Annotated in this window: 10 protein-coding genes; 4 read left to right on the forward strand and 6 right to left on the reverse strand. The window is 68.9% G+C overall.

Annotation, left to right across the window (positions count from 1 at the left end):
• Positions 1–50: 50 nt before the first annotated feature.
• Together MRBLWO13_RS00770 and MRBLWO13_RS00775 are read left to right on the forward strand one after the other, a co-directional pair.
• Positions 51–1,073, forward strand: coding sequence for a GNAT family N-acetyltransferase (locus MRBLWO13_RS00770; protein ID WP_341975849.1), 1,023 nt, complete (start codon positions 51–53; stop codon positions 1,071–1,073).
• A gap of 175 nt (positions 1,074–1,248) precedes the next feature.
• A complete protein-coding gene (locus MRBLWO13_RS00775) occupies positions 1,249–2,229 on the forward strand; it encodes an o-succinylbenzoate synthase (protein WP_341975850.1) in 981 nt (326 codons plus the stop codon).
• A gap of 19 nt (positions 2,230–2,248) precedes the next feature.
• Here MRBLWO13_RS00775 and MRBLWO13_RS00780 read toward each other — a convergent pair whose 3' ends face one another.
• On the reverse strand, positions 2,249–2,875 hold the full coding sequence (locus MRBLWO13_RS00780) for a helix-turn-helix domain-containing protein (RefSeq protein WP_341975851.1): 627 nt from the start codon (positions 2,873–2,875) through the stop codon (positions 2,249–2,251).
• A gap of 144 nt (positions 2,876–3,019) precedes the next feature.
• Here MRBLWO13_RS00780 and MRBLWO13_RS00785 point away from each other — a divergent pair, with 144 nt between their 5' ends.
• Entirely contained in the window at positions 3,020–5,782 is a 2,763-nt protein-coding gene (locus MRBLWO13_RS00785; protein WP_341975852.1) for an MMPL family transporter, read from the forward strand.
• Positions 5,779–7,752: a YhgE/Pip family protein gene (locus MRBLWO13_RS00790; protein WP_341975853.1), complete on the forward strand. Its 1,974-nt coding sequence runs from the start codon at positions 5,779–5,781 to the stop codon at positions 7,750–7,752. Before MRBLWO13_RS00785 ends, MRBLWO13_RS00790 begins: the two co-directional genes overlap by 4 nt.
• 358 nt (positions 7,753–8,110) lie before the next feature.
• On the opposite strand, the gene ccsB is transcribed toward MRBLWO13_RS00790, so the two are convergent.
• The 5 genes from ccsB to MRBLWO13_RS00815 all read right to left on the reverse strand — a co-directional run bounded on the left by ccsB (position 8,111) and on the right by MRBLWO13_RS00815 (position 12,782).
• The gene (gene ccsB, locus MRBLWO13_RS00795; RefSeq protein ID WP_341975854.1) at positions 8,111–9,076 is read right to left on the reverse strand and encodes a c-type cytochrome biogenesis protein CcsB; all 966 of its coding nucleotides are present in this window, start codon (positions 9,074–9,076) and stop codon (positions 8,111–8,113) included.
• 4 nt (positions 9,077–9,080) lie between these two features.
• Complete coding sequence (locus MRBLWO13_RS00800; RefSeq protein WP_341975855.1) at positions 9,081–10,820, reverse strand: cytochrome c biogenesis protein ResB; 1,740 nt, start codon at positions 10,818–10,820, stop codon at positions 9,081–9,083.
• A 19-nt stretch (positions 10,821–10,839) separates the two neighbouring features.
• A complete protein-coding gene (locus tag MRBLWO13_RS00805) occupies positions 10,840–11,637 on the reverse strand; it encodes a cytochrome c biogenesis protein CcdA (protein WP_341975857.1) in 798 nt (265 codons plus the stop codon).
• A 16-nt stretch (positions 11,638–11,653) separates the two neighbouring features.
• Positions 11,654–12,304 (reverse strand): TlpA disulfide reductase family protein, encoded by a 651-nt coding sequence (locus MRBLWO13_RS00810; RefSeq protein ID WP_341975858.1) that lies wholly within the window; start codon positions 12,302–12,304, stop codon positions 11,654–11,656.
• A gap of 73 nt (positions 12,305–12,377) precedes the next feature.
• Positions 12,378–12,782 carry a MerR family transcriptional regulator gene (locus tag MRBLWO13_RS00815; RefSeq protein ID WP_341975859.1) on the reverse strand — a complete coding sequence of 135 codons (405 nt, stop codon included), beginning with the start codon at positions 12,780–12,782 and terminating at the stop codon, positions 12,378–12,380.
• Positions 12,783–12,834: the final 52 nt, after the last annotated feature.

Below are 12,834 nucleotides of genomic sequence, written 5' to 3' on the forward strand. Positions count from 1 at the left end.
CTCGCCTGAGCCGCGACCGACGTTGGAACGAGACCGCTAGCGTGGGTTTCATGTCAGTGGAGATCACACGCATCGACCCGTTCGACGACGCCGCGGTCGATGCCTGGTGGGATGCCTACGCCACGGCCGAACGCGCGGATCGCGGCCCCGCCGCGCCGCTGTGGAGTCGCGAGGAATCGCGCAGCGAACTGCAGCAGGACTCGACGGTGGTGGAGCGCCGCGCTTTCCTCCTGCGCTCGGACGGCCTCGTCGTCGGATCAGCAAGTCTGGCGCTGCCCCGCAAGGACAACACGCACATCGCGCACCTCGCGGTGTGCGTCCGCCCGGAACACCGACGCCGCGGTTTCGGCTCCACGGCGTTGGCGTTCCTCGAGGGCGAGGCGCTGAACGCCGACCGCACCACCGCGCAGTCGGCGGCGTCGTGGCCGCACGAGCTCGGGCCCGAGGGAGCCGGCGCACCCGGCCGAGAGTTCGCTCGGCGGCATGGATACACGCTCGCGCTCGGCGATCTGCAGAGCCGCCTGCCTCTCCCGGTCGACCCCGCTCTCTTGGACCGCATCGAGGCAGACATCGCTGATGCGATCGCGGGTTACGAGATCCGCAGCTGGGTCGGCCGCGTGCCCGATGACGTCGTCGAGGGCTGGGCGATCCTCGATGCATCGGTCGATACCGAAGCGCCGAGCGGCGATCTCGACATCGAGCCGGTCACGCCAGACGTCAGCAGCATCCGCGAGTCGGAAGAACTCATCGAACGACAGAGCCGTACATCCTTCGGCACGATCGCTCTGGCGGCAGACGGTTCAGCAGCGGCGTACACGCAGCTGGTGGTCTCCGGCGACGACGGCAACGCCTACCAATGGGGCACCCTGGTTCGCGGCGCCGACCGCGGGCACCGGCTGGGCACGGCGGTGAAACTGGCGAACCTGCGGATGCTGCAGCACGAGGCACCGCAGGCCCGCGCCGTCTACACCTACAACGCCGAGTCGAACGCGCACATGCTGGCCGTGAACATCCTGCTCGGCTTCCGCCCGAGCGAGCGGATGGGCGAACTGCAGAAGCGCCTCCTCGGCTGACCAGGAGCATGGTTCATAACTCAGGAGAAATTTCTAGAAGGACCCGCAGCGTCCCCGGCAACACGCCGATCATCGCATCGCACGCCACCTCGAGCGACGAATTCTCCTGAGTCATGAACCGGCGCGCGGGCGGCGCGGATGCCGCGTGACGGCGTCGACGGGGCACAATGGGCACATGCTCCCGACGACGCTCGCAGATCTCCTCGATTCGGCCAGGGTGGTCGCACTCCCGATGCACACGCGCTTCCGCGGCGTCGACACCAGGGAGGCGCTCCTGTTCGAAGGACCGGAGGGATGGGCGGAATTCTCGCCGTTCCTCGAGTACGGCGACGACGAGGCATCCGTCTGGCTGTCAGCCGCGATCGACTTCGCCTGGCGTGCACAGCCGGAGCCGCTGCGCGACCGGGTCAACGTGAACGCGACTGTTCCGGCCGTCGACGCGGCCCGCGTCGCCGAAGTACTGTCGCGATTCGCCGGATGCCGCACGACCAAGGTCAAGGTCGCAGAACCGGGACAGGCCCTCTCCGACGACATCGCCCGGGTTCGCGCGGTGCGCGAAGTCATGGGACCGGAGGGGCGCATCCGCATCGATGCCAACGGTGCGTGGAACGTCGATGAGGCGGAACGCGCCGTCCACGCCCTGAACGAGTTCGACCTCGAGTACGTCGAACAGCCGTGCGCGACCGTGCCGGAGCTCGCCGAGCTGCGACAGCGGGTGAAGTACATGGGCATCCCTGTCGCCGCAGACGAGAGTGTGCGGAAGTCATCGGATCCCCTCGCCGTCGCGCGCGCCGGTGCTGCGGATCTGCTCGTGATCAAGGCGCAGCCGCTCGGCGGGGTCACGCACGCCCTGCAACTCGTCACCGCGGCGGGTCTCCCGGCCGTCGTGTCCAGCGCCCTCGACACGGCCATCGGCCTGTCGCAGGGCGTGACGCTGGCGGCGGCCCTCCCGCGACTCGACTACGACTGCGGCCTCGGCACGTCTTCGCTCTTCCTCGACGACGTCGCGGACTTCCGGGCGGAGAACGGCAGCATTCCGGTCGGGCGGGTGACTCCGGATGCTGCGGCCCTGGAGCGCCTCGCGGCATCCGCCGATCGACGCGAGTGGTGGCTGGCGCGGCTCGAGCGCTGCTACGAGGTTCTCGCGGCGCGCTGACGTCGGTTCGCGACCGACCTCACCTCTCCAGCAGCAGCAGCTCCACGAGCCGGCCGAGTTCCTCGCTGCCGGCATGACGAAGCTGGGCTGCGTCGTGTCCCGCCATCGCACCGCGCACCGTCATCCCCTCCCAGACGATCATGAGCATCCGGGCCGCGGTCTCGGCGGGCAGTCGCAGCCGGAACGTGCCTTCGGCGACGATGTCGGTGATGATCTCGGCGATGCTCGACACCATCTCCCGCTCCTGCGCGAGGTAGGCCGCACCGAATGAGGGATCGCGGAGCGCGCGGATGCGGATCTCGCTCATCATCATCACGCCGAGGCGATCATCGCCGCCCGAGTCCATCACCTGCTGCACGAGCTCGACGGGGTCGCATCCATCAGCGAGCGCACCGCTCACCGCGAGTTCGGCGACGCGCGCCCGCACGGCGCTCACCCGTACCTCGGCGACGCTGCCGGCGAGCATCAGGAAGAGCTCGTCCTTGGATTCGAAGTTCGAGTAGAAGGCGCCGCGCGTGAAACCGGCGCGCTCGCAGACGGCCTCGACCGTCGCTCCTTCGAGGCCGACTTCGGCGAAGACCTGAGCCGCAGCCTCCAACAGACGGGCGCGCGTGTTCTCGCGGCTCCGGGTAGCCGGTGTCGTCATCGAAACCTCCAGCCTTCACTCTCGCACGACCACCGCGCGGATGTCTCACACCCGGTGCACAGCCTTTCGCGCGCTGATGACCCTACGATACATGTATGTATCGGATACATCCGTGTATCCAAATCGGATCGACGGAGGAACCGCGTGTCCACTCTCCTGTCCTCGCTCGGACGCTGGTCGTATCGGCATCCGTGGCGCGTGCTCGCGTCCTGGCTGCTCGCGCTCGGCCTCGCCGGCACCGGCGCGCTCGTGCTGGGCGCCGGTACCGACAACAGCTTCTCGATCCCCGGAACCGAATCGCAGGCGGGCCTCGAGCAGCTCTCCCGCTCGTTCCCGCAGGTGAGTGGAACCAACGCGCAGTTCATCGTCGTCGCGGCCGACGGTGATCACGTCACCGATGACGCCTATCGCGAGCACATAGAAGACACGGTGGACGATCTGTCCGACCTCGACGAAGTGCTCGCGGTGACCTCGCCCTACGACGAAATGGTCACGGGCATGGTCAATGAAGACGAGACCGCCGCCATCGTGCGCCTGCAGTTCGACGGCGAGGCGAGCGATGTCTCCGCCGAGACGAAAGACGTCCTGAACGCCGCCGTCGACGACCTGGCGGCCGCGCTTCCGGACGGCAGCCAGACACAGCTCGGCGGCGACCTGTTCGCGCTGTCCATGCCCACGATCACGATCACCGAGGCCGTCGGTCTCCTGATCGCGCTCCTGGTGCTCATCGTCACGTTCCGCTCGTTCGTGGTCGCCGGCCTCCCCCTGCTCACCGCGATCCTGGGAGTCGGAATCTCGATGGCCGGCATCTTCGCCGCCACCGCCTTTGCGACCGTCTCCTCGACCACGCCGCTGCTGGCGCTGATGCTGGGACTCGCGGTCGGGATCGACTACGCGCTGTTCATCATGGCGCGGCACCAGGATCAGGTCCGCGACGGAGTGGATCCGGAAGAGTCCGCCGCCCGCGCGGTCGGCACCGCCGGCTCTGCCGTCGTGTTCGCCGGGATCACGGTGCTCATCGCGCTGATCGGTCTCGGTTTCGCCGGCATCCCGTTCCTGACGACGATGGGCATCGCCGCATCCGTCGCCGTCGCCATCGCCGTCGCGATCGCGGTGACCCTGACGCCCGCGCTCCTCGGGTTCATGAAGGGCAGGGTCGCTGGTCGGCCCAAGAAGGTGCGGATGCCGAAGAAGGGCGCCCCCGTTCGCGCGCCGCGCCGCGCCGCCAGCGCGCGCTGGGTCGAGGGTGTGACCCGGCGTCCGGTGCTGACGTCCCTCGCCGTGATCATCGGCCTGGGCATCGTGGCCATCCCCGCGCTCAGCCTCAACCTCGCTCTACCCAACGCCGGAGTGCTCCCCCAGGACTCCGAAGCGCGGCAGAGCTACGACCTCGTCGGCGAACAGTTCGGCCCTGGCTTCAACGGCCCGCTCATCCTCACCGGGACCATCGTCACGTCGACCGACCCGCTCGCCCTCATGGAGGACCTCGGCGATGCCGTGGCCCAGGTCGACGGCGTGCGAGAGGTCGCGCTCTCGACTCCGAACGAGACCGCTGACACCGGAATCGTGCAGGTCATCCCGGAGACCGCGCCCGACGACCCCGCGACCGCCGACCTCGTGCGCGAGCTGCGCTCGCATCACGACGAGTGGCTCGATGAATTCGGCATCGATCTGAAGGTCACCGGCTTCACAGCTGTGGGAATCGACATCTCCGATCAGCTCGGCGCGGCGCTCCTGCCGTTCGGCATCTTCGTGATCGGGCTCTCGCTGATCCTGCTCACGATCGTCTTCCGATCGCTCTGGGTGCCGCTCACCGCAGCGTTCGGCTACCTGCTGTCGATCGTCGCCGCATTCGGCGTCGTCGCCGCCGTGTTCGAGTGGGGCTGGTTCGCCGATGCCCTGCACGTGGCGAAGGTCGGCCCGATCATCAGCTTCATGCCGATCGTCCTGATGGGCGTGCTCTTCGGATTGGCCATGGACTACCAGGTGTTCCTCGTCTCGCGGATGCGAGAGGACTATGTGCACGACCCCCTGTCGAAGGATCCGGAGACCCGGCGAGAGGCCGCACTGCGCGCTGTTCGCACCGGCTTCACCGGCTCGGCGAAGGTCGTCACCGCCGCGGGCCTGATCATGTTCGCCGTGTTCGTGGCGTTCGTCCCGGAAGGCGACTCGTCGCTGAAGCCGATCGCCCTCGGCCTCGCGGCCGGCATCGCGATCGACGCGTTCCTCGTGCGGATGACGCTGATCCCCGCCCTGATGGCGATCCTCGGCGAGCGCGCCTGGCAGATCCCGGCGTGGCTGGAGCGGATCCTGCCGAGCGTCGACATCGAGGGAGAGGCCGTCGAACGCGAACGCCACCTCGCGGCCTGGCCCGGCGACGATTCCGTGATCGCCGCCGACGAGCTCCCCATCGCGGGTGCCGCGCCCGTGTCGCTGCGCCTCGCACCCGGGGGAACGCTCGTGGCGACCGGCGCCTCGCGCGGCACGCTGCGTGCACTCGCTCTGACCGTGACGGGCCGGGTGGCTCCGGAGGCCGGACGCCTGCGCACCGCGGGACATCTGCTTCCCGGACGTGCCGCCTGGGTGCGCGCCCACGTCGGCTGCGTGCTCATCGACGACCCAGACACCGCCGTCCGCGACCTCGACGAGGCCCTGCGCGGGCGCACGAGCCTGGTCGTGATCGACGGCATCGACCGGATGTCCGGCGCTGCGCGCGACCAGCTCATCGCCCGGTTGCGCGACGCCGGGTCGGAGGTCGCCGTGTTCGCCTCGGCAATGGATGCGGATGCTGCGCGGGCCCTACTGGCAGACGCCGGCCGCGGCGCGGCATCCGTCGTCGACCTGCGCACACCCGCCACGATCATCAGTCCGGAAGCATCCGCCGAATCAACCGAGGTGAACGCATGACCCTCTCCATCGAGCGCGCACGCTCCCGCAAGCCCATCACGTGGCTCACGATCCTCGGGATCCTGCTGCTGCCGGCCGCCGTCGGCGGCATCCTGGTCGCAGCCCTCCAGAATCCGACCGAGCGCCTGGATTCGATGACCGCCGCGATCGTCAACCTCGACGAGCCGGTGAAGGTCGATGGGCAACTCGCCCCGTTGGGGCGTCAGCTGGCATCCGGTCTCGTCGAGGGATCAGACGACCTGGACTCGAACCTGACCTGGGTGATCTCCAACGAAGACGACGCAGCTGCGGGGCTCGCGGACGGTTCCTATCAGGCCGTCATCACGATCCCGGAGAGCTTCTCGGCTGCTGCCACTTCTTCGGGGCAGGCGATCGCCGACGGCGGCGGATCCGCGGCCGACAAAGCGGAGAAGGCCACCATCACTGTGACCACGCCCGAGGACGGGCTCGTCGCCGACGATCTCATCACCGGGCAGATCGCTTCGGTCGCCGCATCGACGATGGGCACCATGCTCAGCGAAGCGACGATGGAGAACGTGCTCGTCGGCTTCACGACGATCGGAGACCAGATCGGCGAGGCCGCGTCTGGTGCCGCCGAGCTCGCCTCCGGGGCTCGGGGTGCCGCGACCGGCGCCGCCGCAATTCCCGATGGGGCGACGAAGCTCGCCTCCGGAGCTTCGCAGCTCGGATCCGGAGCGACGGATCTCGCGAACGGGCTCGACACGATCGCCCAGAACACCCGTGGTGCCGCATCCGGTGCGGCGCAGATCGGTTCGGGCCTGACCGGCGGCGCGGCCGCCCTGGAGGCGAACGGCATCGTCGCCGATCCCGTGTACGGCGCCGCGAATGGCAGCGCAACCGCGACAGGGCAGGTCGCCGAAAAAGCGTCGTCCCTGTCCGCCCAACTGGCGAATCTCCTCGGGACCTGCGACGCGGACGCCACTCCCGCTCTCTGCACGGGACTCCAGACCGCATCCGCCGACGCCGCGGCCCTCGATAAAGCCGCCGCCCAGGCATCAGGTGCTGCCAGCGGCACTGTCTACGCGCTCACACAGTTCGATGCCGCCGCTTCCGCTGAACTCGCGTCTCAGATGCGTCAGGCCGGCGACGGCGCGACCGCTCTCGCGGGCGGCCTCACCCAGCTCGCCGGCGGCGTCGACCAGTCGAGCGCGGGCGCGCGCGCCCTGTCCAGCGGCGCTGGGGAACTGTCCGGCGGCGCCACCGCGCTGTCGACCGGCGCATCGGAGCTCGCCACGGGGCTCGACACTCTGGCCACCGGCACGGGCGACCTCGCCGGTGGTCTGCGCACCGCCGCCGACTCGCTGCCGTCGTTCAGCGACGAGGAGTCGACCTCACTGGCCTCCGTCATCGCCGACCCCGTGTCGAGCAACGCGACGACGGGCACGATCTTCGGCCCGACCGCGATCCCGCTGCTCGCCGCCGTGGTGCTGTGGTTCGGCGGGCTCGCCTCGTTCATCGTGATGCGTGCCCACACCGAGCGGACACTGACCTCACGGCGCTCCTCCGCGGCCCTCACCCTCCGCGCCTTCACCCCCGCGGCGTTGATCGGTGCTGCACAGGGCCTGCTGGTGGCGCTCATCGTGCAGATCGTCGCCGGATACGGTGCCGCGGAATGGTGGGCCTTCGCCGGGACCGCAGTGCTGTCCGGCATCGTCTTCGCCGCGGTGAATCAAGCCCTCGTCGCCCTGTTCGGTGGAATCGGGCGCTGGATCAGCGCACTGATCGGCGTGCTCGCCGTGGCCACCGGCCTCATCTCCACGGTGCCGGGCTGGCTGGCAGGAATCGGAGCTGCACTCCCCACCGCTCCGGCGTTCACCGGCCTCATCGCCGCGAACGGCGGCGCGATCGCGGCGCTGGTGGTGTGGGCGGTGCTGTCGATCGTCGCGACGACGATCGCCGTAGCCCTGCGCCGCACCACCTCGACGAAGGCGGTGCTCGCCACGGCGTGATCGCCGGGGCGGGTCCCGCTGGGCCGGCATCCACCCCGACGGGCGACCCGTCCGGCCAGCACCTCCGGCACCGTGCACGACTTCGGATCTCACGCCCGACACGCCGTCATCAAGGCACCGGCCACGGCGAGTCGCCATCCGGCTCCGAAGCTGTGCACACAGCATCCGTCCGCCCGCGGGAAACTCAGATCATCCCCTGGGCTGAGGCCCGTTCGGGCGATAGGACCGTCACACCGAGCACAACTTCGGATGCTCCGCGCGAAACGCCGCTAAAACGGCGCCGACCACGGCGTGTCGCCATCCAGCTCCGACGTTGTGCCCGCGGCGCATCGCCACCGCGCACGCACGCCCGCCCGGGTCAGCTGAGGCCGGAGTACGCGTGCAGGCCCTTGAAGAAGACGTTCACGATGGTGAAGTTGAAGATCACGGCGGAGAATCCGACGATCGCGAGCCACGCGGAGCGGCTGCCGCGCCAGCCGCGGGTCGCCCGCGCGTGGATGTAGCCGGCGTAGATGACCCAGATCACGAACGTCCAGGTCTCCTTGACGTCGAAGCCCCAGTAGCGGCCCCAGGCGTCCTGCGCCCAGATCGCTCCGGCGATGAGCGTGAAGGTCCAGAGGATGAAGCCCACGATGGTGAAGCGGTACGCGAGGCTCTCGAGTCGGTCGGAGCCGGGGAGCGTGCGCAGGAACCCGGGGCCGGTCTTCGCCGCGTTCTCGCCGACCAGGCGCTCGCGCCGCGCCTGCATCAGCTGGATCACGGACAGGGCGAATGCCAGCGCGAAGAACGCCGTGCCGAGCGATGCGACGAAGACATGGATGATCAGCCAGATGCTCTTCAGCGGATCCATCAGCGGCACGACGGCGACGTAGAAGCTGGTCGCGGCGCCGCCGAGCAGCACGACGACCAGGCCGATGATGAAGGTGCCGAGGAAGCGCAGGTCGAGCCGCGTCAGCACGGCGAGGAAGACGGCGACGACGAGCAGCGTGCCGATCATCCCGAACTCGTACAGGTTCGCCCACGGCACGCGTCCAGCGGCGATGCCGCGCGTCACCGTCGCCGCCAGATGGAAGAGGAAGGCGAGAACGGTGAGCGAGGTGCCGATCCGTGCCATCACGAAGCCCTGCGCAGGCGCGGGAACCGAGGCGTCTGCGGCGTAGGCGTTGCCTCGCGCCCCCACCCCGACGAGCTCTGCTTCGCTCCGCGCGTCCGCGGTCACCTGCGAGCGCCGCGCCAGATCGAAGGCGTAGGCCACGAAGGCCGCGGCGTAGATCGCGATCGCGGTCCACAGCAGGATCGGCGAGAGCACGTTGAGCTCGAGCATGGTGTCAGTCTACTTTCGGGGTATCGGATGCCGCCGGGCCGGCCGGGGACGCAGCTGTCTCATCCGCCGGCTCATCGCGTCGGGTCGAGCCGCCTGCGGCATCCATCAGTCGTGCGTGACCTGCGACGAGGTCATCGACCGCCGCAGCGAGCGTCGGGTCCTCACCGCGAGCGAGACCGGCGTATTCCAGCGAGACGACACCGTCCTCGCCCGAAGCCTTCACCCAGACGCGGCGACGGGGCACGAACAGCGCGAGCATGAGGCCGCCGAGCGCCGACAGGGCGAAGACGAGCACCCACACGGCGGAGGCGTCGTGGTGGATCTGGAGCGATGCGAACCGCTTGACGGACTGCGAGGCGTCGGTCGCCCCGTCCGGCGACTCGTCTTCGAAGGTCACGGTGCCCAGGCCGTTCGGCAGGTCGCCGGTTTCTCCGGGGCCGAGCTCGATGGAGTTCACGTTCGTCGTACGGCCGGCGAGCTTCTTCATCCCCGTCGTGTCGAGCACGTACACGGACTTCGGGATGCCGTCGTTGATGCCGAGGTCACCGGAGTAGACGTCGAGTGTGAGCAACGGATTGATCAGGTCGCCGTACCCCGAGGCGATGGCGCCCTCCTGGCCGGACGCGGCCGTCGGATAGAAGAAGCCGATCAGACCCAGCTGTTCCGGCATGCCGTCGGTGACCTTGACGACGCCGAGGGAGGTCATGTTGTTGTCCTGCGGGAGGAACGGCACGCTGTTGCGGTAGACGATGTCGCCGGCGGCGTTGCGCACCGTGATGGTGGGCGCATAGCCGTTGCCGAGCAGGTAGATCTGGTCGCCGCCGACGCCCAGCGGGTGGTTGACCCTGACCGCGCCGTCCGTGGACGAGCCGGTGGTGTCCTGCACGCTCACGTTCGCGGAGAAGTCGCCGGCCTGCCCTGAACCCGGCTCGCCGAACGGCTGGTAGGTGACATCGAAGGAGTCGAGCCTCATCGCATACGGCGTGAGTGCGTCGTCGGAGACGAAACGTCCGCGGTTCATCGAGTCGTAGTCGACGAGCGTGTTCGCGAAGGTCTCGCCCTCGACCAGGACACGCTGGCCGGTGTAGGCGAAACCGCCGCCGACGCCGACCGTGATCAGCACGCCGACGAGCGCGAGGTGGAACAGGAGGTTGCCGGTCTCGCGCCAGTACCCGCGTTCCGCCGAGACCGAGAACGAGCGTCCTCGGTCGTAGCGTTCGACCCGGTAGCCAAGGGACTTCAACTGCTTCGTCGCGATATCGATCGATGCGGATGCCGCAGCATCCGCATCCGCAGCCTCGCGTCGCACAGCGCGGAAGTCCTCGAGCCGCTGCAGGCGGGCGGGGGTGCGCGGCGGCCGCGCACGGAGAGCCTTCGCGTGGTGCTTGATGCGCGGGATGACGCAGCCGACGAGCGAGGTGAACAGCAGCAGGTAGATCGCGGAGAACCACGGCGACAGGTAGACGTCGAACAGCTTCAGCGCGTCGAGCACCGGGAACAGGTCGGGATTGTTGCGCTCCCACTGCGTGACGCCGTTGGGGTCGGCCATCCGCTGCGGGAAGATCGATCCGGGGATCGCGGCGATCGCGAGCACGAGCAGCAGCACCAGGGCGGTGCGCATCGACGTGAGCTGACGCCAGCTCCAGCGCAGCCAGCCGACGAACCCCAGTCGCGGCTGGGTGATGGAGTCGTCGCCGTCGACGTGGTCGGATGGGCGGAGCGGATCGCTCGAGTCGTTGTTCACGGCATCCTGAGGCTTCGATTCAGAGCGGGAGGAAGACACTGCCCATCACCGCCGTCAGTCGCGACATGATGTCGGTCCAGAGGCCGGTCACCATCAGGAGGCCGAGCACGATGAGCAGGATGCCGCCGATGATGTTCACCAGGCGGATGTGGCGGCGCAGGAACCCGACGGCCCTGGTCGCCCAGCCGAAGCCGAGAGCGACGAGCAGGAACGGGATGCCGAGGCCGAGCGAGTAGGCGATGCCGAGGAGCGACGCACGCCAAGGGTCGCCGACATTCCAGGACAGCGACACGATCGTCGTGAGGGTCGGCCCCATGCACGGCGCCCAGCCGATGCCGAGGGCGACGCCGAGGAGCGGTGCGCCGATGATGCCCGCCTTCGAGTCGACGTGGAAGCGGAACTCGCGCTGCGCGAATGCGAACAGCCCCAGGAAGACCAGCCCCATCAGGATGATGACGCCGCCCAGCACACGGGTGATCACCTCGCCCCACTGCGCGAAGAAGAGCCCCGTGGCCCCACCGAGCACCGTCCATGCGACGAACACGACCGTGAAGCCGAGGATGAACAGGAGGACGCCGAAGACCAGGCGGCCGCGGCCGGTGGAGTCTCCGGACGTTGAGCGAGCGGAACGAGACGAAACGCCCTCACCCTCAGCACCCGCACTCGACCGCGGTGCGACCGCTCCCCCGATGAAGCCGAGGTAGCCGGGAACCAGCGGCAGCACGCACGGCGAGAGGAAGGAGACGAGACCCGCGAGCATCGCGACGGGGATCGCGACCCACAGCGCGCCGGATCCGATGATGGCGTCGGTGTTCACGACGCCCCCGCGGCGCTCACGAAGACTCCGCGAGCGCGTCCTTGACGAGCGTGGAGAGGATCGAGGTGCCGTCGATCGGCCCGATGATGCGAGCGGCGACGCGGCCCTGCTTGTCGAGCACGAGGGTGGTCGGCGTCGCCTGGATCGGAACCGCCTGAGCGAACGCGAACTTCGCCTCGGCGGTGTCGACGTCGATGAGGCTCGGGTACGTGATCGAGTACTCGTCGGCGAACGCCTTCGCAGTGTCGGCCTGATCCCGGGTGTTGATGCCGACGAAGGAGACCCCGTCGCCCTCGTACTCCTGCCAGACCGATTCGAGGTCGGCGGCCTCCACACGGCACGGCGCGCATCCCGCGTACCAGAAGTTCACGACGGTGACCTGACCCTCGAGGTCGGCGCTGTCGAAGTCCTCGCCGGTCTCGGTGACGCCGCCGAAGACGACGGGCTCGCCGCGCTCGCTCTCGGGAATCTCGACGATCGCTCCGTCGGCGGCGACGTAACCGGTGTTCTCACCGCTCAGGAAGGACTCGCTGACCGGATCGGGCGCGCAGGCGCTCAGACCGATGGTGAGTACCGCGGCGAGCGCGGCTCCGACCGCACGACGAGAGTGTCGAGTGCGGGAGCGGCGGCCGCTGCGATTCGGGTCAACCGTCGAGGCGAGTGGCACGATTCTCAGTTTACGCGCGAGACCCTATGGGCCAGCCGGATGCAGGGGCCGCCGAACGGCTCGGCCCACGGCGTCAGAATCGAGCGAGCACGTCGGCGACGCCGGCACGGAACCGCGGACACGTCGCGATGTCGTGCGACCGGCACCGCATCGCGTGCTCGGTCATCTCCCGCGAGCGCCGCATCTCCTCCATCCTCCGATCGAGGTCGTCGAGATGCTCCTGCAGCACCTGATGCCGGCCGGCGCTGCCGTCATCGAGCAGCACGCCGATCTGCTCCAGGCTCATCCCGGCCGCCTTGCTGCGCTGGATCACCGCGATACGGACGACGTCGTCCTCTCCGAAGCGCCGACGTCCTGCCGCGTCGCGATCCGGCCGGAGCAGGCCGACCGACTCCCAGTGCCGGAGCACATTGGTCGGCAGGCCGAATCGGGTCGCGACGTCGCCGACGGACCACGGATGCTCAGCATTTGACTTCATGTTGACATGAAGTCACAGACTGGCCGTGAACGCAAGATCTTCGACAGGAAGG

This window comes from Microbacterium sp. LWO13-1.2 (assembly GCF_038397725.1).
Classification (GTDB): domain Bacteria; phylum Actinomycetota; class Actinomycetes; order Actinomycetales; family Microbacteriaceae; genus Microbacterium.